The 20224-nt window shown below is 64.1% G+C and carries 21 protein-coding genes; 17 read left to right on the plus strand and 4 right to left on the minus strand.

Features of this window, described 5'->3' with window-relative positions; translation table 11 throughout:
- The first annotated feature begins 79 nt into the window (after positions 1-79).
- From LQK81_RS24705 to LQK81_RS24725, 5 genes are all read left to right on the plus strand, one after another.
- On the plus strand, positions 80-433 hold the full coding sequence (locus LQK81_RS24705; protein WP_230809075.1) for a phasin family protein: 354 nt from the start codon (positions 80-82) through the stop codon (positions 431-433).
- 257 nt (positions 434-690) lie between these two features.
- The gene (clpS, locus tag LQK81_RS24710; protein ID WP_230809076.1) at positions 691-1041 is read left to right on the plus strand and encodes an ATP-dependent Clp protease adapter ClpS; all 351 of its coding nucleotides are present in this window, start codon (positions 691-693) and stop codon (positions 1039-1041) included.
- Positions 1042-1051: 10 nt separating this feature from the next.
- Complete coding sequence (gene clpA, locus LQK81_RS24715) at positions 1052-3547, plus strand: ATP-dependent Clp protease ATP-binding subunit ClpA (RefSeq protein ID WP_230809077.1); 2496 nt, start codon at positions 1052-1054, stop codon at positions 3545-3547.
- A gap of 74 nt (positions 3548-3621) precedes the next feature.
- Positions 3622-4371 carry an AzlC family ABC transporter permease gene (locus LQK81_RS24720; RefSeq protein ID WP_230809078.1) on the plus strand — a complete coding sequence of 250 codons (750 nt, stop codon included), beginning with the start codon at positions 3622-3624 and terminating at the stop codon, positions 4369-4371.
- Positions 4368-4706, plus strand: coding sequence for an AzlD domain-containing protein (locus LQK81_RS24725; protein ID WP_230809079.1), 339 nt, complete (start codon positions 4368-4370; stop codon positions 4704-4706). The genes LQK81_RS24720 and LQK81_RS24725 overlap by 4 nt, the downstream gene beginning before the upstream one ends.
- A 101-nt stretch (positions 4707-4807) precedes the next feature.
- On the opposite strand, the gene LQK81_RS24730 is transcribed toward LQK81_RS24725, so the two are convergent.
- From LQK81_RS24730 to LQK81_RS24745, 4 genes are all read right to left on the minus strand, one after another.
- On the minus strand, positions 4808-5233 hold the full coding sequence (locus LQK81_RS24730; protein ID WP_230809080.1) for an HIT family protein: 426 nt from the start codon (positions 5231-5233) through the stop codon (positions 4808-4810).
- 68 nt (positions 5234-5301) lie between these two features.
- Positions 5302-6498 carry a GNAT family N-acetyltransferase gene (locus tag LQK81_RS24735; protein WP_230809081.1) on the minus strand — a complete coding sequence of 399 codons (1197 nt, stop codon included), beginning with the start codon at positions 6496-6498 and terminating at the stop codon, positions 5302-5304.
- Between the two features lie 2 nt (positions 6499-6500).
- Positions 6501-7232, minus strand: coding sequence for a glycerophosphodiester phosphodiesterase (locus LQK81_RS24740; RefSeq protein WP_230809082.1), 732 nt, complete (start codon positions 7230-7232; stop codon positions 6501-6503).
- Positions 7232-7699 carry a RidA family protein gene (locus LQK81_RS24745; RefSeq protein WP_230809083.1) on the minus strand — a complete coding sequence of 156 codons (468 nt, stop codon included), beginning with the start codon at positions 7697-7699 and terminating at the stop codon, positions 7232-7234. The genes LQK81_RS24740 and LQK81_RS24745 overlap by 1 nt, the downstream gene beginning before the upstream one ends.
- A gap of 211 nt (positions 7700-7910) precedes the next feature.
- Between LQK81_RS24745 and LQK81_RS24750 the strand changes: the two genes are divergently transcribed.
- The 12 genes from LQK81_RS24750 to lpxA all read left to right on the plus strand — a co-directional run bounded on the left by LQK81_RS24750 (position 7911) and on the right by lpxA (position 20222).
- On the plus strand, positions 7911-8729 hold the full coding sequence (locus LQK81_RS24750; RefSeq protein WP_230809084.1) for a cell envelope integrity EipB family protein: 819 nt from the start codon (positions 7911-7913) through the stop codon (positions 8727-8729).
- Positions 8730-8933: 204 nt separating this feature from the next.
- Complete coding sequence (gene rpsB, locus LQK81_RS24755; RefSeq protein ID WP_230809085.1) at positions 8934-9698, plus strand: 30S ribosomal protein S2; 765 nt, start codon at positions 8934-8936, stop codon at positions 9696-9698.
- A 309-nt stretch (positions 9699-10007) separates the two neighbouring features.
- Complete coding sequence (gene tsf, locus LQK81_RS24760) at positions 10008-10931, plus strand: translation elongation factor Ts (protein ID WP_230809086.1); 924 nt, start codon at positions 10008-10010, stop codon at positions 10929-10931.
- A 194-nt stretch (positions 10932-11125) separates the two neighbouring features.
- The gene (gene pyrH / locus LQK81_RS24765; protein ID WP_230809087.1) at positions 11126-11848 is read left to right on the plus strand and encodes a UMP kinase; all 723 of its coding nucleotides are present in this window, start codon (positions 11126-11128) and stop codon (positions 11846-11848) included.
- Between the two features lie 53 nt (positions 11849-11901).
- A complete protein-coding gene (gene frr / locus LQK81_RS24770) occupies positions 11902-12462 on the plus strand; it encodes a ribosome recycling factor (RefSeq protein ID WP_230809088.1) in 561 nt (186 codons plus the stop codon).
- A 43-nt stretch (positions 12463-12505) separates the two neighbouring features.
- A complete protein-coding gene (locus LQK81_RS24775; RefSeq protein ID WP_230809089.1) occupies positions 12506-13249 on the plus strand; it encodes an isoprenyl transferase in 744 nt (247 codons plus the stop codon).
- Positions 13249-14079: a phosphatidate cytidylyltransferase gene (locus LQK81_RS24780; protein ID WP_230809090.1), complete on the plus strand. Its 831-nt coding sequence runs from the start codon at positions 13249-13251 to the stop codon at positions 14077-14079. The genes LQK81_RS24775 and LQK81_RS24780 overlap by 1 nt, the downstream gene beginning before the upstream one ends.
- A 30-nt stretch (positions 14080-14109) precedes the next feature.
- Positions 14110-15243, plus strand: coding sequence for an RIP metalloprotease RseP (rseP, locus tag LQK81_RS24785; RefSeq protein WP_230809091.1), 1134 nt, complete (start codon positions 14110-14112; stop codon positions 15241-15243).
- Between the two features lie 230 nt (positions 15244-15473).
- Positions 15474-17834 carry an outer membrane protein assembly factor BamA gene (gene bamA, locus LQK81_RS24790; protein ID WP_230809092.1) on the plus strand — a complete coding sequence of 787 codons (2361 nt, stop codon included), beginning with the start codon at positions 15474-15476 and terminating at the stop codon, positions 17832-17834.
- Positions 17835-17884: 50 nt separating this feature from the next.
- On the plus strand, positions 17885-18946 hold the full coding sequence (gene lpxD / locus LQK81_RS24795; protein ID WP_230809093.1) for a UDP-3-O-(3-hydroxymyristoyl)glucosamine N-acyltransferase: 1062 nt from the start codon (positions 17885-17887) through the stop codon (positions 18944-18946).
- Entirely contained in the window at positions 18943-19410 is a 468-nt protein-coding gene (fabZ, locus tag LQK81_RS24800) for a 3-hydroxyacyl-ACP dehydratase FabZ (protein ID WP_230809094.1), read from the plus strand. Before lpxD ends, fabZ begins: the two co-directional genes overlap by 4 nt.
- Positions 19407-20222, plus strand: coding sequence for an acyl-ACP--UDP-N-acetylglucosamine O-acyltransferase (gene lpxA / locus LQK81_RS24805; protein ID WP_230809108.1), 816 nt, complete (start codon positions 19407-19409; stop codon positions 20220-20222). The genes fabZ and lpxA overlap by 4 nt, the downstream gene beginning before the upstream one ends.
- Positions 20223-20224 lie beyond the last annotated feature (2 nt).

Consider the following 20224-nt stretch of genomic DNA (forward strand, 5'->3'; position numbering starts at 1 on the left):
CAACGCGGCATATAATTGACTTTATTGTGCATCGCATATAACTTTCCTTTGTCCGGATGGGACAAATAGGAGGAAATCGATGTTCAATTTTGACGAGGCCAACAAGACGGGGAAGGAAGCTATGGACACGGTCCTGAAAAGCTATTCGTCGGTGGCCAAGGGCATGCAGGCGATCGCGACCGAAGCGGCCGACTACTCCAAGAAGTCTTTCGAGGAGGGCGTCGCGCATTTCGAGAAGCTGTCGGGCGTGAAGAGCTTCGAGGCGGCTTTCGAGCTGCAGTCCTCGTTCCTGAAGAAGTCCTACGAGACCTACATCGCCGAAGCGACGAAGATCGGCGAGATGTACTCGGACCTCGCCAAGAGCGCCTACAAGCCCTACGAGGCTCCTGTCGCCAAGGCCGCCGCTGCGGCAAAGGCAGCCGTCGCAGCCTGAGGGCCTCAGACGCAAGTTTCCAGAAGGCCGGCGACGCGGAGGTGTCGCCGGCCTTCGCCGTTTCGGGCAGGGCGTTGAAACGGGTCGCTAAATTTCGGGCTTTCAATCCGGCACCGCTGGATTATCCTTGCAGGACGAAGCAGGGGCCTTAAAATCCCGAAAGGAACCACTAGATATCGTAGGCATGATGACGGCAACCGTCGGCCGCCGCGGCTCCCCCTCCATGCGAGAGCCGTACTCACGAGGAATGAACTGGAATGAATGCGATACCGGGCCGGTTGCAGGGCGATGAAGGAAGCGGCGACACTCCCGGTCGCAGCACTTCCGTCATTACCCGCACGAAGCCGAAGACCAAGAAGCCGAGCCTCTACCGGGTGCTGCTTCTCAATGACGACTACACGCCAATGGAATTCGTGATCCACATCCTCGAGCGGTTCTTCCAGAAGGACCGGGAGGCCGCAACGCGGATCATGCTGCATGTGCATAATCACGGCGTGGGTGAGTGTGGCGTTTTTACCTACGAGGTTGCCGAAACCAAAGTGACACAGGTGATGGATTTCTCCCGCCAGCACCAGCATCCGCTGCAATGTGTCATGGAAAAGAAATGAGGAATGAAACGTGCCAACTTTTTCGACCAGTCTTGAGAAAGCGCTTCACCAGGCACTGACCTACGCCAATGAGCGCCACCATGAATACGCCACGCTGGAACACCTGCTTCTCGCGCTGATCGACGACGCGGATGCCGCGGCCGTCATGGGCGCCTGCAACGTCAACCTCGAGACCCTGCGCAAGACGGTTTCCGACTATGTCGACAACGATCTTGCCAACCTGGTGACGGGCTACGAGGAAGATTCCAAGCCGACCTCCGGCTTCCAGCGCGTGATCCAGCGCGCGGTCATCCACGTCCAGTCTTCCGGCCGCGAGGAGGTGACGGGCGCCAACGTGCTCGTTGCGATCTTCGCCGAGCGCGAAAGCCACGCCGCCTACTTCCTGCAGGAGCAGGAGATGACGCGCTACGACGCCGTCAACTTCATCTCCCACGGCATCGGCAAGCGGCCCGGCACGTCCGAGACCCGCGCCGTGCGCGGTTCCGAGGACACCGAGAACGAGCAGAAGCAGACCCGCTCGCAGGGCGAGCAGGAGGAGGCCGGCAAGAAGCAGGATGCGCTCACGGCCTACTGCGTCAACCTCAACGAGAAGGCCAAGATCGGCAAGATCGATCCGTTGATCGGTCGTCACGCCGAGGTCAACCGGACCATCCAGGTGCTGTGCCGCCGCTCCAAGAACAATCCGCTCTACGTGGGCGATCCCGGCGTCGGCAAGACCGCCATCGCCGAGGGCCTCGCCAAGCGCATCGTCGAGAAGAAGGTGCCCGAGGCGTTGCAGGATGCCACGATCTTCTCGCTCGACATGGGCACGCTGCTCGCCGGCACCCGCTATCGCGGCGACTTCGAGGAGCGCCTGAAGCAGGTTGTCAAGGAACTGGAGGAGTATCCCGGCGCGGTGCTCTTCATCGACGAGATCCATACCGTGATCGGCGCCGGCGCCACCTCCGGCGGCGCGATGGATGCGTCGAACCTTCTGAAGCCGGCGTTGTCCTCGGGTGCGATCCGCTGCATCGGCTCGACCACCTACAAGGAATACCGCCAGTTCTTCGAGAAGGACCGGGCGTTGGTCCGCCGCTTCCAGAAGATCGACGTGAACGAACCGACGATCGACGACACGATCGAGATCATGAAGGGGCTGAAGCCCTATTTCGAGGACTATCACAAGCTGAAGTACTCGAACGAGGCGATCAAGTCGGCGGTCGAACTCTCGGCCCGCTACATCTCCGACCGCAAGCTGCCGGACAAGGCGATCGACGTGATCGACGAGACCGGAGCGGCGCAGATGCTGCTTCCGGCCGGCAAGCGGCGCAAGCTGATCACCGAGAGGGAGATCGAGGCCACGATCGCCACCATGGCGCGGATCCCGCCGAAGACCGTCTCCAAGGACGACGAGACCGTTCTCGCCAACCTGGAGAAGGAACTGCGCTCGGTCGTCTACGGCCAGGATCTTGCGATCGAGGCGCTGGCGTCGGCGATCAAGCTGGCGCGTGCCGGCCTCCGCGAGCCGAACAAGCCGATCGGCTGCTACCTGTTCTCCGGCCCGACCGGCGTCGGCAAGACGGAGGTGGCCAAGCAGCTGGCGTCCTCGCTCGGCGTGGAGCTCCTGCGCTTCGACATGTCGGAATACATGGAGCGGCACACGGTTTCGCGCCTGCTCGGTGCACCTCCCGGCTATGTCGGCTTCGACCAGGGCGGCCTTCTGACCGATGGCGTCGACCAGCATCCGCATTGCGTGCTGCTGCTCGACGAGATCGAGAAGGCGCATCCGGACCTCTACAACATCCTGTTGCAGGTCATGGACCACGGCTCGCTGACGGACCATAACGGCAAGAAGATCGACTTCCGCAACGTCATCCTGATCATGACGACGAATGCGGGCGCGTCCGACATGGCCAAGGCCGCGATCGGCTTCGGCTCGTCCAAGCGCGAGGGCGAGGACATGGAGGCGATCAACCGCCTGTTCACGCCGGAGTTCCGCAACCGCCTCGATGCGATCATCCCGTTCGGTTCGCTGCCGACGCCGGTGATCCACCAGGTCGTGCAGAAGTTCGTCATGCAGCTGGAAACCCAGCTGTCCGAGCGCAACGTCACCTTCGAACTGCAGCCGGAGGCGATCGCCTGGCTCGCCGAGAAGGGCTACGACGAGAAGATGGGTGCGCGGCCGCTGGCCCGCGTCATCCAGGAAAACATCAAGAAGAAGCTCGCCGACGAGATCCTGTTCGGCAAGCTCAAGAAGGGCGGCGTCGTCCGCGTCTCCGTCGGCGTGAAGGAGGACGGGACCAGGGGCATCGTCCTCGACGCCGTGCCGGAGACCGCTCCGATCAAGCCGAAGGCCGAGATCGCTTCGCCCGCCCGCAAGGCGGCCAAGCCGAAGAAGGCCAAGGAGACCGTTGCGGCCGCATCGTCTTCGTCGCGCGCCAAGGCGGCAAAGGCGTCAGAGGCCGAGAAGCCGGCTGCGCCGACCCGCAAGGGAAGCGCGGTGCCGAAGGTGCCACGCAAGAAGTGACCACCTCCAAGGAACGAGCGATGCCGGGCAGTCCGCTGCCCGGCATTGTCATGTTGAATATCCGGAATGACTGAATGGACGCCGAGGCGATATCCGAAGGGCAGACGAAGCGATACTGGTTCGTTCAGGGCATGCGCGGGATCTGGAGCATTCCGGCGGTCATACTGATGCTCTCCTTCGTGGGATTTGCGGCGTTCACCGCCGAAGGCGGCATTCCGGTCGAGCAGGTCATGTTCATGACCGGGGCAGTCTGGGCGCTTCCGGCCAAGGTGATCCTCGTCGGCAGCATGCTCTCGGGTGCGAACATCGCCACCACCTTCATCGCCGTCACCCTGTCCTCCGTGCGGATGATGCCGATGGTGGCGGCGCTGGTGCCGGAAATCCGCAACAGCAAAACGCCGACCTGGCTGATGCTGCTCCTGTCGCATTTCGTCGCCATCACCGCCTGGGTCTTCGCCATGGAGCGTGCGCATCGCGTGCCGCGCGACGGGCGGCTCGCCTTTTTTGCGGGCTTCGGCATCACGCTGACATCGGCGAATATCCTGCTCGTCGGTGTCGCCTATTTCATGGTGACGCAATTTCCGCCGATCGTCGGCGCCTGCCTTTTCTTCCTGACGCCGGTCTATTTCCTGACCTCGATCTGGGTCTCGGCGCGTCACCGGGTGATCTACTGGTCGCTCGGGACCGGCCTGGTGCTCGGCGTCGTCTTTCACGAGGTCGCGCCGGAATTCGACATTCTCCTGGCCGGGCTGGTCGGCGGAACGCTCGCCTGGGCCGGGGAGCGGCACTGGCGGCTGAAGCGGGCAGGCGGGGCGGCGCGATGATCGAGACGCTCTGGCCCTATATCTTCATCGCCGTCTCCGGCTGGCTCGCGACCGATATCTGGCGCTGGCTCGGCGTTCTCGCCGGCAACCGCATCGACGAGCACTCGGAAACGATGCACTGGGTGAGGGCGGTGGCGACCGCGCTCGTGGCAGCCGTGATCGCCAAGCTGATCGTCTACCCGACCGGCGAACTGGCGACATCGCCGCTGTGGCTACGGATCGGTGCGGTCGTCGTGGGCGCCGGCGCCTTCTTCCTGTTCCGGCGCAACCAGCTTCTCGGCATCGTCGTCGCCATCGGGACGCTGGCTGCGGGCCTTTACGCGCTTGGCACTTGAAGCCGGCGCCTGAAGCGCGTCGCGATCCGCCGGATCTGCTCTGCGCGCTTCAAGGTCCTCGCGCTGCCGCGTGCCGTCACAAGACCGCGGCATCCCGTCCCTTATCCGGCGAGCGCGTCGCGCATCTTCTGCGCGTTCGCGGTGAGCACGTCCTGGTCCTCCATCGCGCCCGCATGCCGCTTGATCGGCACGCCTTCGAAGCGCGGGATGATGTGGAAGTGCAGATGGTAGACGCTCTGCCCCGCCGCCGGCTCGTTGAACTGGATGACCGTGACGCCGTCCGCCTCGAAGGCCTCCTTGGCGGCGACGGCGACCTTCTGGACGACCGGGATCACCCGGGACAGCGTTTCGGGGTCGGCGTCGAGGATGTTGCGCGAGGGCGCCTTCGGAATGACGAGCGTATGGCCCGGCCCCTGCGGCATCACGTCCATGAAGGCCAGCGTATGCTCGTCCTCGTAGACCTTGTGGGAGGGGATCTCGCCGCGGAGGATCTTGGCGAAGATGTTGCCGGGATCATAGGCGCTCATGTCGGTCTCCTTCGATTGGGTGGCCGTGCGGCCGGAACTGTGTGCGGCTGCGAGCCGCGATCGATCGGTCAATCCTCGTCCGGTGCGGCCCCGCCGCCCTTGCGGAACGGGCCGTGCCCGGCCAGCCATTCGCCCGTCTCGGCGACGTCCTGCCGCTCGCGTTCGAGATAGTCGGCGACGGCGCGCCGCAGGCTCGGGTGACTGATATAATGCGCAGAATGAGTGGTGGTGGGCATGTAGCCGCGCGCCAGCTTGTGTTCGCCCTGTGCGCCGGCCTCGACGCGGGAGAGGCCCCGGTCGATCGCAAAGTCGATGGCCTGATGGTAGCAGACTTCGAAATGCAGGAACGGATGGTCCTCGATGCAGCCCCAGTGCCGGCCGTACAGCGCATCCCCGCCGATGAAGTTGATGGCGCCGGCCACATAGCGTCCGCCGCGCCTCGCCATGACCAGCAGGATGTCGTCCGCCATCCGCTCGCCGATCAGCGAGTAAAATTGGCGGGTCAGGTAGGGGCGGCCCCATTTGCGTCCGCCCGTATCCATGTAGAAGGCGAAGAACTGGTCCCAGATGTCCTCGGTGAGGTCGCTGCCGGTCAGCCAGTCGATCTCGATGCCGTTCTCCAGTGCCGACCGCCGCTCCTTCTTCAGCGCCTTGCGCTTGCGCGAGGCGAGCGTCTGGAGAAAGTCGTCGTGCGAGCGGTAGCCCGCGTTCTGGAAATGGAACTGCTGGTCGGTGCGGTGCAGATAGCCGGCGTCCTCGAATGTCGGCATCTCGTCCTCCGGCACGAAGGTGACATGTGCCGAGGAGATGCCGTGCTGCCGGGCCAGTTCCTGCAGGCCGGCGGCCAACGCCTGGCGGACGGGAGCCGGATCGAGGTCATGGCGATGCAGTAGCCGCGGCCCGCTCGCCGGCGTGAACGGCACCGAGGCCTGCAGTTTCGGGTAGTAGTTCCCACCGGCCCGCTCGAAGGCGTCCGCCCAGCCATGGTCGAAGACGTATTCGCCCTGGCTGTGGTTCTTGAGATAGGCCGGCAGCGCGCCGAGCAGCGCCCCGTCCTCCTGCTCCAGCAGCAGATGCTGGCCCAGCCAGCCGGTGTCGGCCGTCGCCGAGCCGGACTGCTCCATCGCCGAAAGATAGGCGTGGCTGACGAAGGGATTGTAGACGGCACCCGGAAGTCCGCGCGCCGCGCCGGAAAGTGTCGACCATTGCTCCGCCGGGATGTCGGCGAAATGCTGGACGACACGGATCCGGTAGGTGTCGGACATCGTCAGGCGACCAGCTCTTCCCGCGGATCGAAGCCTTCGAAGGTCATCTGGTCGGCTTCCGCGCGGGTCTTTTCGACGGCTGCGCCGTCACGGACGGTCCAGGTGATCACCGGGATCCCCGCCTTGCGCTCCTTGGTGATGAACGGGTTGGGCAGGTCGGCGTAGAAATAGGAGATGAAATCCAGCCCCAGTTGCATCGCCTCCTCGTGCACGAAGAAGGTTTCCGGGTCGATGCCGCCGGCCGTCAGCCCGACAGGCCGCGGCGCGTCAAGCTCCTTCAGTTCCTTCAAGAGCCAGTGGTCGAAGCTCATCAAGGCGATCGGCCCCTTGTAGTCCTCGATGACCTCAAGGACGCTGGCGACGAAGCCCTCGTCGTCGTCCTTGCGCCCCTTCAGCTCGATGACCAGCGGCACGCGGCCGTCGACCAGCTTCAACAGTTGCGCAAGCGTCGGCACCTTGTCCTTGGTGCCGCCGATCGAGAGCATGCCGAGTTCCACGGACGTCTTGGCGCGCACGTCGCCCGGGATGGCGCAGAGCCGCTCCAGCTTGTCGTCGTGGAAGACCACCGGCACGCCGTCGGCGGCATATTGCAGGTCGCACTCGATCGCAAAGCCCGCATCGGCTGCGCGGGCGAAGGCCGAGAGCGTGTTTTCCCATATGGTGCGGTTCATGTCGTGAAAGCCGCGATGGGCGATCGGTTGCGCGGTCAGCCAGGAAAGCTCGCCGGATGGCATCAGGCGATTTCCACGATCGCGTCGATCTCGACGGCCGCGTTCATCGGCAGGGCCGCCATGCCGACGGCGGCGCGGGCATGCTTGCCGGGCTCGCCAAGGGCGTTGACGAGGAGGTTGGAGGCGCCGTTGATGACCAGGTGCTGTTCGACGAATGTGGGAGCGGACGCCACGAAACCGTTGATCTTGATGATTCGCTTGATGCGGGAGAGATCACCGCCGAGGGCTGCCTTCGCCTGGGCGAGGATGTTGACGGCGCAGAGCTCGGCCGCCTTCTGGCCGGTGGCGACGTCGACATCGTTGCCGAGATGGCCGGTGACGGCGATCTTGCCGTCGGCGATCGGCAGTTGCCCGGAGATGTGCAGGACCTGGCCGCTGATCACGCAGGAGACATAATTTGCGGCGGGCGCGGCGGCGGTCGGAATGACGTAGCCCAGTTCCTTGACCCTGTTTTCGATTTCGGCGGACATGCTGTTCTCCATCCTGCGATCTGTCGACGGCGCCGCAGTCCGCGGCCTGCCGCATGAAGGTGTGTCTCGAAAGCCGGCATGTGCGAACTGTGCGCAGGCATGCCGCCTCGATTGCGTTTTCTGCTACAATGCGGCATGCAATGCCCTTGCGCCCCGCTCTTGCCGAATGTGTACTTATAACATCGCGGCCGAGTTCAACAGGAGGAAACGGATGTTTCGCTCAACCTTTGTCCCGGCATTCTGCGCAGCGGCGTTCATCACAGCGCTCGCGCCGGCGCCGGCCGCAGCAGCAGGACTGGCACCGCACCGCGCCGTCTACGACCTGCAGCTCAAGGATGCCTCGGAACGCTCGGGGATCGCCGGCATGTACGGCCGCATGGTCTACGAGTTCAACGGCAATGCCTGCGAGGGCTATACCGTCAGCTTCCGCTTCGTCACCCAGATCAACACCGGCGAGGAGACGCGGCTGACGGACCAGCAGACCACCACCTATGAAGACCTGAAGAACCGCAGCTTCCGCTTCCTCACCCGCTCGTTCACCGACGAGAAGCTGGACAAGGAAGTGCGCGGCAACGCCCAGGACGAGAAGGACGGCGTCAACGTCGAACTGACATCGCCCGATACGCGCGCCGTCGCGCTGGCCGACAGCGTCTTTCCGACCGAGCACATGCTGGAACTGATCGAGCGGGCCAAGAAGGGCGAGCGCTTCTTCGAGGCGCGCATCTTCGACGGCTCCGACAGCGGCGACAAGACGCTGATGACCACGACGGTGCTCGGCAAGGAAGAGATGCCGGCGAGCGACGATCCGGACGCCGCCAAGGCAGGGTCCTTCGCCAAGCAGTCGTTCTGGCCGGTGACGATCGCCTACTACAACGACGACGCAACCGGTGACGCCCTGCCGATCTACCGCATGTCGTTCAAGCTCTACGAGAACGGCATCACCCGCGACCTGACGATGGACTACGGCGATTTCGTCCTCTCCGGCAAGCTCGCCGATCTCGAGGTCTTCCAGCCGGGCGACTGCAAGTAGCCGGCGAGTAGCCGACGCCGGGCGGATCCCGGCTTTTTCGCCCGTCCGGGGTTGATTTCGGCGTCGACTGCGGTTAAGGGCAGCGCATTCCACACGTGAGGCATGGGGCTTTCCGGGAGAAATCCGGAGCGTTCCGCCGGTGGCAGGGCCGATGGGTCCCGCTGTTCGCCTTGCGGAGGTTCAACCGGAAAAGGAGAAAAAGGCATGGCATTGCCTGATTTCAGCATGCGCCAGCTTCTGGAAGCTGGTGTTCACTTCGGCCACCAGACCCACCGCTGGAACCCGAAGATGAAGCCCTACATCTTCGGCGATCGTAGCAACGTCCACATCATCGACCTCGCCCAGACCGTGCCGCTGCTTCACCGCGCGCTGCAGGTCGTCAGCGACACCGTCGCCGGTGGCGGTCGCGTTCTCTTCGTCGGCACCAAGCGCCAGGCCTCGGAAATCATCGCCGATGCCGCCAAGCGTTCGGCCCAGTACTACGTCAACGCCCGCTGGCTCGGCGGCATGCTGACGAACTGGAAGACGATCTCCAACTCGATCCAGCGCCTGCGCAAGCTCGACGAGATCCTGGCCTCCGAAGCCTCCGGCTTCACCAAGAAGGAGCGCCTGAACCTAGAGCGTGAACGCGAGAAGCTCGACAAGGCCCTCGGCGGCATCAAGGACATGGGCGGCACGCCCGACCTGATGTTCATCATCGACACCAACAAGGAGTCGATCGCCATCCAGGAAGCCAAGCGTCTCGGTATCCCGGTCGTCGCCATCATCGATTCGAACTGCGATCCGGACCCGATCGACTTCCCGATCCCGGGCAACGACGACGCCTCGCGCGCCATCGCCCTTTACTGCGACTTGATCGCACGCGCTGCCATCGACGGCATCGCACGTCAGCAGAGCTCTTCCGGCCGTGACCTCGGCGCTTCCGCCGAAGCCCCGGTCGAGCCGGCTCTGGACGACGCGCAGGCCTGACAGGGCAGGGCGTCGGGAGTGCTCCCGAGCGTCCGTTGAAGGGTCTGGACAAGGCCGTTTGTCTCCGGCGAGGGTCGAACGGCCTTGTCTCTTTTGCCACTGATGCGCGCGATGTCGCGCGATCATGGTGCAACGGGATGCTGATTCGTCATCATCCTGTCACGCGCACGGTGGATTGGCTGCCGCACGCGCCGCGCGTCCGCGGGACGCTGCGAGAGTGCTGCCGAGAACATGAAATCGCGCCATCGTCGTGCGGGGATCTTCCGATTTCCGCGAGACGGGGCGCAGAACCCGCAAAGAGGCGAGACGATGGAAATCACTGCAGCAATGGTGAAGGAACTGCGCGAGAAGTCCGGCGCAGGCATGATGGATTGCAAGAAGGCTCTCAACGAGACCAATGGCGACATGGAAGCCGCGATCGACTGGCTGCGCGCCAAGGGCATCGCCAAGGCCGACAAGAAGTCCGGCCGCACCGCAGCTGAAGGCCTGATCGGCATCGTCAGCGGCGGCGTCAAGGCCGTTGCCGTCGAGATCAACTCCGAGACCGACTTCGTCGCCCGCAACGAGGCCTTCCAGGAACTGGTCCGCGGCGTCGCCAATGTCGCGCTGACCACCGACGGCAGCGTCGAGGCGATCTCCAAGGCGACCTATCCGGCGACCGGCAAGTCCGTCGAGGATACGATCAAGGACGCGATCGCGACGATCGGCGAGAACATGACGCTGCGCCGCTCGGCTCTCCTGACGGTCGAGGACGGCGTTGTTGCCACCTATATCCACAACGCTGCCGGCGACGGTATCGGCAAGCTCGGCGTTCTCGTCGCTCTGAAGTCGATCGGCGACAAGGAAGTGCTCTATTCGGTCGGCCGCCAGGTCGCCATGCACGTTGCTGCGACCAACCCGCTGGCCATCCGCGCCGAGGAAGTCGACGCGGCGGTCGCCGAGCGCGAACGCAACGTCTTCATCGAGCAGTCGCGCGCGTCCGGCAAGCCGGACAGCATCATCGAGAAGATGGTCGAAGGCCGCATGCGCAAGTTCTTCGAGGAAGTCGCCCTTCTGTCGCAGGCTTTCGTCATGAACCCGGAGATCACGGTCGGTCAGGCCATCAAGGACGCTGAAAAGCTCGCCGGCGCACCGATCGAAGTTACCGGTATGGCTCGCCTGCTGCTCGGCGAAGGCGTCGAGAAGGAAGAAAGCGACTTCGCAGCCGAAGTGGCTGCTGTCGCCAAGGGCTGATTTTCTTTACCCGATTTGGGAAAAGACAAGCGACTTTGGAAAAGAAACGGGGCATCGCGTGACAACGCGGTGCCCTTCGTGTATCCGGCTCACGGCGAGGCCCCGGGCGTCTCGAGCGCTGCCACGCGACCGTGCGCGCTGTCGTTGCCGCATCCGCCTCGCCGCGATGTCCAGTCCAACCACCAGGAGCGCCAATGTCCGCCAAACCGATCTACAAACGCGTTCTGCTGAAGGCCTCGGGCGAGGCGTTGATGGGCTCGCAGGGCTTCGGCATCGACGTCGCCGTCGCCGACCGCATCGCCTCCGACATCGCCGAGGCGCGCGGGATGGGGGTCGAGGTCGGCGTCGTCGTCGGTGGCGGCAACATCTTCCGCGGCGTCGCAGTGGCCTCCAAGGGCGGCGATCGCGTCACCGGCGACCACATGGGCATGCTCGCGACCGTGATCAATGCGCTGGCGCTGGCGACCTCGCTGCGCAAGCTCGACATCGACACCGTCGTCCTCTCCGCCATCGCCATGCCGGAGATCTGCGAGAGCTTCTCGCAGCGCGCCACGCTCGCCCATCTGGCGGCCGGACGCGTGGTCATCTTTGCCGGCGGCACCGGCAATCCGTTCTTCACCACCGATTCCGCCGCAGCCCTTCGCGCCGCCGAGATCGGCGCCGAGGCGATCTTCAAGGGCACGCAGGTCGACGGCATCTATTCGGCGGATCCGAAGAAATACCCCGACGCCACCCGTTTCGACCGCCTGACGCATGGCGAAGTGCTCGAAAGAGGGCTCGCCGTGATGGATATCGCAGCCGTGGCGCTCGCCCGCGAGAACGCGATCCCGATCGTCGTCTTCTCCATCCACGAGAAGGGCGGTTTTGCACAAATATTGACCGGCGGCGGTCGCGGGACCATCGTATCCGACAATTGATTCCGAAACGGCGCACAAGATCCGCCGTTTCCCTATAACGGGAGTTCCAAGCTATGAGTGAAGGTGTTGATCTGAAGGAACTGAAGCGCCGCATGGATGGTGCCGTTTCCGCGTTCAAGCACGATATCGCTTCGCTGCGCACCGGCCGCGCCTCGGCCAACGTCCTCGATCCGGTGACGGTGGAGGCCTACGGCTCGCGCATGCCGCTGAACCAGGTCGCCAACATCACGGTGCCGGAGCCGCGCATGCTGGCCGTCTCGGTCTGGGACAAGCAGATGGTCGGCGCAGTCGACCGCGCGATCCGCGAATCCAATCTCGGGTTGAACCCGATCGTCGATGGCCAGAACCTGCGCATTCCGCTGCCGGAGCTGAACGAGGAGCGCCGCCGTTCGCTCGTCAAGATCGCCCACGACTATGCCGAGAAGGGCAAGGTGGCGATCCGCCACGTGCGCCGCGACGGCATGGACGACCTGAAAAAAGCCGAGAAGGATGGCGATATCGGCCAGGACATCAGCCGCGGCCAGTCCGAAAAAGTTCAAAAGATGACGGACGACATGATTTCCGAAGTCGATCGCTTGCTTGCCGAGAAGGAAAAGGAAATCATGCAGGTCTGAGCGCAGGCTTGCCCGGTTTCCCGCTTTCGTCCACGGATCGTCGATGACCCATCATGCTGTGAAGAACATACCCGACCACGTTGCCATCATCATGGACGGCAACGGGCGCTGGGCCAATGTTCGCGGCCTGCCGCGAAGCATGGGGCACCGCAAGGGGGTGGAGGCCGTGCGCGAAGCGGTGCGTACCGCCGCCGATGCGGGCGTGTCGTACCTGACGCTCTTCGCCTTTTCTTCGGAGAACTGGAGCCGGCCGGAGAGCGAGGTCTCCGACCTCATGGGCCTGCTGAAGACCTTCATCCGTCGCGATCTCGCGACCCTGCACAAGGAAAACGTGCGGATCCGGGTCATCGGCGACCGCTCCAACCTGCGTGACGACATCCTGCCGCTGCTTCTGGAAGCGGAGGAGAAGACGCGGGACAATACCGCGATCACGCTGGTCATCGCCTTCAACTACGGCGCCCGCGACGAGATCGCCCGCGCCGTGCGTTCGATCGCGAGCGATGTGTCGATCGGGCTCCTTCATCCCGCGCAGGTCACTTCCGATCTGATCAGCGCGCGGCTGGACACGGCGGGCATTCCCGATCCGGACCTCATCATCCGCACAAGCGGCGAGGAGCGCCTGTCGAACTTCCTGCTCTGGCAGGCGGCCTATGCCGAGCTCATGTTCGTACCCGAGTTCTGGCCTGATTTTTCGCGGGCGACCTTCCTCGAGGCGCTGGCGAACTATGCCGGCCGCGAGCGGCGCTTCGGCGGCGTGTCCGCGCCGACGCTGGCAGTGGGCCCCTGATGGGCACCGAACTGCGGCTTCGCATCGTATCCGGACTGGTTCTCGCTACCGTCGTCCTCGCCGCCGCCTGGGCCGGCGGCCTGCCGTTCCGGCTGCTGTCGTCGCTGATCGCCCTTCTGGTCTATTACGAATGGTCGACGATCACGCGCCTCGCCGAGGCCGACGTGCGGGGCAATGCCTTCGGCTGGGCCGTGACCGTGGCCGTCGCCGCCATGGTGGTCTATGCCGAGGAGGAACTGGCGCTCGTCACCATCGCCGGTGCTGTAGCGTTGTCGGCGATCCATGCGGTCGCGTTTAAGCGGAGCTTCTGGCTTCCGGGCGGAATCGCCTATGCCGGGCTGACGGCCGTCTCGCTCGCCGCCATCCGCGGCGGCGACGCCACCGGCCTGATTGCCATGCTGTTCGTCTTTTCCGTCGTCTGGGCGACCGACATCCTGGCCTATTTCGTCGGCCGGGCGATCGGCGGCCCGAAGCTCGCCCCGTCGATCTCGCCGGGCAAGACATGGTCCGGTGCGATCGGAGGCACGCTCTCGGCTATCGTTGCCGGCAGTGTCCTCTATCTCGCCTTCTTCCCGTCGATCGGGCCGTGGATCCCTTTCGTCGCCTTCATCCTGTCCGTCTTCAGCCAGGTCGGGGATCTGTTCGAATCCTTCATCAAGCGCCGGTTCGGCGTCAAGGATTCGAGCCGCCTGATCCCGGGGCACGGCGGCGTCATGGACCGGGTGGACGGTCTTGTTTTCGCCTGTTTCGCGGCGTTTCTGCTGGGTCTGGCGGCAATGTTGTCGGGGCAGCAATCCGCGTCGACGGGCGCGTTTCTTCTTGGCCTTTGACGCCAGCTTTCCAGGGAGCCCATCGCAGATATGGAACTGTTGCAGCACGCGTTCGGCCTCGTCACCGGCACCATCATTCCGTTCCTGGTCGTCCTGACCCTGATCGTCTTCATCCACGAGATGGGGCACTATCTCGCCGGACGCTGGTGCGGCATCGGCATCACCGCCTTCTCCGTCGGCTTCGGTCCCGAGATCGCCGGCTTCAACGACCGCCACGGCACCCGGTGGAAGCTCTGCGCCATTCCGCTCGGCGGCTATGTCAAGTTCCACGGCGACGAGGATGCCGCCTCCACTCCGGACTACGGCAAGCTGGGCGGCCTGACGGACGCGGAGCGGTCGCGGACCTTCCTCGGTGCGGCGCTGTGGAAGCGTGCCGTGACCGTGGCGGCCGGGCCGATCGCCAACTTCATCCTTGCGATCGCGATCTTCAGCGTGACGTTTGCGACCTACGGCCGCCAGGTCGCCGATCCGGTGGTGGCGGAGGTGCGCGAATCGAGCGCTGCGGCGGCGGCCGGCATCCTGCCGGGCGACCTCCTGGTTTCCATCGACGGTTCGCCGGTGCGGACTTTCGACGACGTCCGCCGCTATGTGAGCGTGCGCCCGGAGGTGCCGATCGTCGTGACGATCCAGCGCGACGGCGAGAACCGCGACCTGCGCATGGTGCCGCAGCGGACGGAGCTTTCCGACCAGTTCGGCAACAAGATGGAGGTCGGCGTCATCGGCATCGTGACGAACGAGGCGACCGGCAATTTCCGCGTGGTGGAATACAGCCCGCTGCAGGCGGTCGGGCAGGGCGCGCTGCAGAGCTGGTACATCGTCACCGGCACCTTCGACTACCTGGCGAACGTCGTTACCGGCCGCATGAAGGCCGATCAGATCGGCGGGCCGATCCGGGTGGCGCAGGCTTCGGGGCAGATGGCGACCCTCGGTGTTGCCGCCCTGCTGCAGCTAGCGGCCGTTCTGTCTGTTTCCATTGGACTTTTGAACCTAATGCCTGTTCCGGTACTTGATGGGGGGCACCTGATGTTCTATGCGGTTGAAGCCCTTCGCGGACGGCCCGTCGGCCCGAGGACGCAGGAGATCGCCTTTCGTATCGGAATGGCGCTGATCCTGATGCTGACGGTGTTTGCGACCTGGAACGATACTTTCGGTAGGCTCGGGTAAGCCTGCGCGGGTATTTCAGGCGCTGAAGCAGGGGCGGGCAGGGGTTCCGCTAAGGTCCTGTTTACCGTGTTTGAAACCTTTAGTGGCCTATGGGCCACGGTTCGAATCGAAGTAAACAGAAATTAACGGGCGTGCTTGCTTGTATGGCAAAAGCGGTTAAAACGGCATCGTGACCGGAGTCGGGTTTTCGAGTTCGCCGCGGGACATTGAAACGAAGGTAAGTTGTGAAAATGAAAGCTGGTTCAAGATTTTTGAACGCGGTGTCTGCCGTTGCCCTTTCCACGAGCATGGTGGTGGCTGGTGGAGCAGCCGTCTCGCTCGTTGCCGTAAGTGCCGCAGAAGCTGCCGTCATCCAGCGCATCGATGTTCGCGGCGCCGATCGTGTCAGCGCTGAAACCGTTCGCTCCAATCTCACGATCCAGCCGGGCAAGACCTTCAGCAATTCCGATATCGATGCCTCCGTGCGCCGCCTGTTCGGGACCGGTTATTTCTCCGACGTCCGCATCAGCGTTTCCGGCAGCACGCTCGTCGTCGTCGTCGACGAGAACCGGCTCATCAACCAGGTCGTGTTTAACGGCAACCGCAAGATCAAGGACGACAAGCTCGCGGGCGTCGTCCGTTCGCAGTCGCTCGGTCCGTTCAGCGAGACGACGATCGAGAGCGACATTCAGTCGATCAAGGATGCCTATGCCGCGATCGGCCGCAGCGATGCGACGGTGACGACGCAGACATACGACGTCGGCAACGGCCGCGTGAACGTCGCCTTCGTCATCAACGAGGGCGACCGGACCAAGATCTCGGCGATCAACTTCGTCGGCAACAATGCCTACAGCGACGGCCGCCTGCGCTCCGTGGTCAATACCAAGAAGTCCGGCCCGCTGTCGTTCCTGTCGCGCAAGGACGTCTATGACGAAATGAAGCTACGCGCCGACGAAGAGGCGCTGCGCCAGTTCTACTTCAACCACGGCTATGCCGACTTCCAGATCGTTTCCTCGGAGGCCGTGCTTGACGAGAGCACGAACGAATACGCGATCACCTTCACCGTCGAGGAAGGCGAGCGCTACAAGTTTGGCGACATCACCGTTGAATCGACCGTCGAGGGCGTCGATGCTGAGCAGTTGAAGGGTCTCGTCGAATCGCGTGCCGGCGACGTCTACCGCGCCAACGACGTCCAGGATTCGATGTCGCAGATTTCGCGCGTGGTCGCCGCTCGCGGCTATCCCTTTGCCCGCGTCACCCCGCGTGGCAACCGCGACTTCGCCAACCACACGATCGCGGTCGACTACCTCGTCGACCAGGGCGAGCGCGCCTATGTCGAGCGCATCGAGATCCGCGGCAACACCCGCACGCGCGACTTCGTCATCCGCCGCGAATTCGACATCAGCGAAGGCGACGCCTTCAACCAGGAAGTCATCAACAGCGCCAAGCGCCGTCTGGACGCCCTCGGGTTCTTCTCGTCTGTCAACATCACGACCGCTCCGGGCAGTGCTTCCGACCGCGTCGTCCTGATCGTCGACGTTCAGGACCAGTCGACCGGTACCTTCGGCATCGGCGCCGGCTATTCGACGGGCAACGACGGCGGCTTCAAGCTCGAAGCCTCGATCGAAGAGAAGAACTTCCTCGGTCGCGGGCAGTACATCCGCATCGCCGCCGGCGGTGGCGACGATTCGCGCAACTACAGCCTGAACTTCACGGAACCCTACTTCCTCGGCTACCGGCTGGCCGCCGGCTTCGACCTGTTCCGGAACGAGGACAATTCCGAAGACTTCTACGACATCGATAACCAGGGCTTCACGCTTCGCGTCACCGCGCCGATCACCGAGGACCTGTCGACGACGCTGCGGTACAACTACACGAAGATGGACTACAGCACGAACGTCAACGAGGAAGAGGATCTGGCGAAGGCGCCGGAAGACCGCGACCTGTCGCGTCCCTATTGGGATGCCGTCGATGGCAGCCCGTGGGTCCGTTCGTCGATCTCGCACTCGATGACCTTCGATACCCTGGACGATCGCAAGATGCCGCGCGACGGCATCTACGCGACCTTTACCCAGGAATTCGCGGGTGTTGGCGGCGATTCGGACTTCTACAAGATCTACGGCAAGGCGCGTTACTTCCGTACGCTGCTCGAGGACGCGGACATCGTCGGGTCTCTGTCGGCCGGCGCCGGCTACATGACGCCGACGAGCGGCGACCTGCATGTCTTCGACCAGTTCCAGCTGAACGCCAACGACCTTCGCGGCTTCGAGAGCGGCGGTATCGGCCCGCGCATGGCGAACGGCGACGAGATCGGCGGCACGACCTACTTCACGGTTTCGGCCGAGACGAGCTTCCCGCTGCCGTTCATCGCGCGTGACGCCGGCTTCCGTGGCGCGTTCTTCGCCGATGCCGGCACGCTCTACGGCAACAAGGTCGACATCGGCGACGACGATGTCGAGGGCACCAGCATGTCCTGGCGCGCATCGCTCGGCGCCAGCCTGATCTGGTCTTCGCCGTTCGGTCCCCTGCGCGTCGACTACGCGATCCCGGTCGTGAAGGAAGACTTCGACGAAACGCAGCGGTTCAAGTTCGGCATTTCGTCGACCTTCTGATCCAAGCAGTCCAGAACTGCTGACAACGGACTGTTCTGGGGTCTATGCTGATGGAACAAAACTGGTTCTTTCCGCCGCACGACGGCGTTCGCCTGGACGATCTGGCGAACCGCCTCGGGGCGGAACTTTTCGACCCGGCTGCCGGATCCCGGCTGGTGCATAACGTTGCGCCGGTCTACCGGGCGAAGGAGGGAGACCTCTGCTACCTGCTGTCGCGCAAGACGAAGGCTGAACTCGAGACCTGCCAGGCGACCGCCATCCTGTGCGATCCGTCGCTGGCGTCGCTGGTGCCGGATCACGTTACCATCCTGCAGACGAAGCGGGCGCACATGGCTTTCGCGCTGGCAGGCGAGATCCTGCAGCCCGGCGCGATGCGCCCGGCCTTGTCCACGTCCGAGCCCGCCGGCATCTCCCCACTCGCCTATATCGATCCGACCGCGCGTCTCGAGGCGGGCGTTGTCGTGGAGCCGATGACGGTGATCGGCGCCAATGTCGAGATCGGCGAGGGCACGCAGATCGGCCCGGGGGTCACGATTGCGGCCGGTGTGCGGATCGGGCGTGACTGTACGATTTCCGCCGGCGCCCGGATCCAGTGCGCGCTGATCGGCAACCGCGTCATCCTTCACCCCGGCGCCTGCATCGGCCAGGACGGGTTCGGCTACGGTCCGGGCCCCAAGGGCGGCATGATCAAGATCGTGCAGGTCGGCCGCGTCATCATCCAGGACGATGTGGAGATCGGAGCCGGCACGACGATCGACCGGGGCACGATGGACGATACCGTAATCGGCGAGGGGACCAAGATCGACAACCAGGTGCAGATCGGCCACAACGTCCGCATCGGCCGGCATTGCGGCATCGTCAGCAAGGTCGGCATCGCCGGCAGCACGCGCATCGGCGATGGCGTGATGATCGGCGGCGCCACGGGCGTGAACGGCCACATCACCATCGGCGACGGCGTGCAGATTGCCGCGATGAGCGGCGTGGTCGCCGATATTCCCGCCGGTGAGCGCTATGGCGGGATACCGGCGCGGCCGATGCGCGATTTCCTGCGCGACGTGGCCGAGATGACGATGCGGATCAACAATAGAAAGAAGACGGGTGACAAGGAATGAGCGAGGAAAAGAGGGAGGCCCTGGGCGTCGCCGAACTGAAGGATATCCTGACGCTTTTGCCGCACCGCTATCCGTTCTTGCTGGTGGACAAGATCATCGAGATCGACGGCGACAATTCCGCGATCGGCATCAAGAACGTGACGGTCAACGAGCCGCAGTTCACCGGACACTTCCCGGACCACCCGATCATGCCCGGCGTGCTCCTGATCGAGGGCATGGCGCAGACGGCCGGCGCGATCTGCGCGCGCAAGACCGGAACCGGCACCAACCTCGTCTATTTCATGACGATCGACAATGCCCGCTTCCGCAAGCCGGTCATCCCCGGCGACCGCGTCGAGTATCATGTCGTGAAACAGAAGCAGCGCGGGAATATCTGGAAGTTTCACTGCGACGCAAAAGTTGATGGGCAACTTGTCGCCGAAGCTGATATCGGCGCGATGATCGTCAACAAGGAAGACGCCTGAACATGATTGCAGCCAGCGCCAGGATCCATCCGCTCTCCGTCGTCGAAGACGGGGCGGTGATCGGGGAGAACGTCGTCGTCGGCCCCTTCTGCCACGTGGGGCCGAATGTCGTTCTCGGCGACGAGGTCGAGCTTCTGACCCATGTCGTGGTCGCCGGACGCACGACGATCGGGCGCGGCACGCGCATCTTTCCCTCCGCCGTCATCGGTGGCGACCCGCAGAGCATCCATCATGGCGGCGAGGACACGACGCTGACCGTCGGCGAGCGCAACACGATCCGCGAAGGCGTGACGATGAACACCGGCACCGCCGGTGGCGGCGGCAAGACCGTCGTCGGCGACGACAACCTGTTCCTGGCTTATTCGCACATCGCCCACGACTGCATCCTCGGCAACAACATCATCCTGTCGAACAACGTCATGCTGGCCGGCCACGTGACGGTCGAAGATCGCGCCATTCTCGGCGGCGGTTCGGCGGTGCACCAGTTCGCGCGGGTCGGACGCCATGCCTTCGTCGGCGGCCTTTCGGCCGTGGCCTACGACGTCATCCCCTACGGCATGCTGAACGGCAATCCGGGCATCCTCGGCGGCATCAACGTCGTCGGCATGTCGCGCTCGGGCATGGACAAGGCGACGATCCATCGGGTCCGCCGGGCGTTCAAGGAAATCTTCGAGGGCGAGGCATCGATCCGCAACAATGCGGCCGCCATTCGCGAGGATTATGCGGATTGCGTTCCCGTCATGCACATCCTCGATTTCATCGCAGCGGACAGCGATCGCGCGCTCTCCTCGCCGAACCGCGGCAAGGCCTGACC

This window comes from Rhizobium sp. GN54 (genome assembly GCF_021026345.1).
GTDB lineage: Bacteria > Pseudomonadota > Alphaproteobacteria > Rhizobiales > Rhizobiaceae > Mycoplana.

Bases quoted from the DNA above. Each gene is read 5' to 3' on its own strand.
- LQK81_RS24705 (WP_230809075.1), top strand. From the start codon at position 80: ATGTTCAATTTTGACGAGGCCAACAAGACGGGGAAGGAAGCTATGGAC.
- clpS (WP_230809076.1), top strand. From the start codon at position 691: ATGAATGCGATACCGGGCCGGTTGCAGGGCGATGAAGGAAGCGGCGAC.
- LQK81_RS24720 (WP_230809078.1), top strand. From the start codon at position 3,622: ATGGACGCCGAGGCGATATCCGAAGGGCAGACGAAGCGATACTGGTTC.
- LQK81_RS24725 (WP_230809079.1), top strand. From the start codon at position 4,368: ATGATCGAGACGCTCTGGCCCTATATCTTCATCGCCGTCTCCGGCTGG.
- LQK81_RS24730 (WP_230809080.1), bottom strand. From the start codon at position 5,233: ATGAGCGCCTATGATCCCGGCAACATCTTCGCCAAGATCCTCCGCGGC.
- LQK81_RS24735 (WP_230809081.1), bottom strand. From the start codon at position 6,498: ATGTCCGACACCTACCGGATCCGTGTCGTCCAGCATTTCGCCGACATC.
- LQK81_RS24740 (WP_230809082.1), bottom strand. From the start codon at position 7,232: ATGCCATCCGGCGAGCTTTCCTGGCTGACCGCGCAACCGATCGCCCAT.
- LQK81_RS24745 (WP_230809083.1), bottom strand. From the start codon at position 7,699: ATGTCCGCCGAAATCGAAAACAGGGTCAAGGAACTGGGCTACGTCATT.
- LQK81_RS24750 (WP_230809084.1), top strand. From the start codon at position 7,911: ATGTTTCGCTCAACCTTTGTCCCGGCATTCTGCGCAGCGGCGTTCATC.
- rpsB (WP_230809085.1), top strand. From the start codon at position 8,934: ATGGCATTGCCTGATTTCAGCATGCGCCAGCTTCTGGAAGCTGGTGTT.
- tsf (WP_230809086.1), top strand. From the start codon at position 10,008: ATGGAAATCACTGCAGCAATGGTGAAGGAACTGCGCGAGAAGTCCGGC.
- pyrH (WP_230809087.1), top strand. From the start codon at position 11,126: ATGTCCGCCAAACCGATCTACAAACGCGTTCTGCTGAAGGCCTCGGGC.
- frr (WP_230809088.1), top strand. From the start codon at position 11,902: ATGAGTGAAGGTGTTGATCTGAAGGAACTGAAGCGCCGCATGGATGGT.
- LQK81_RS24775 (WP_230809089.1), top strand. From the start codon at position 12,506: ATGACCCATCATGCTGTGAAGAACATACCCGACCACGTTGCCATCATC.
- LQK81_RS24780 (WP_230809090.1), top strand. From the start codon at position 13,249: ATGGGCACCGAACTGCGGCTTCGCATCGTATCCGGACTGGTTCTCGCT.
- rseP (WP_230809091.1), top strand. From the start codon at position 14,110: ATGGAACTGTTGCAGCACGCGTTCGGCCTCGTCACCGGCACCATCATT.
- bamA (WP_230809092.1), top strand. From the start codon at position 15,474: ATGAAAGCTGGTTCAAGATTTTTGAACGCGGTGTCTGCCGTTGCCCTT.
- lpxD (WP_230809093.1), top strand. From the start codon at position 17,885: ATGGAACAAAACTGGTTCTTTCCGCCGCACGACGGCGTTCGCCTGGAC.
- fabZ (WP_230809094.1), top strand. From the start codon at position 18,943: ATGAGCGAGGAAAAGAGGGAGGCCCTGGGCGTCGCCGAACTGAAGGAT.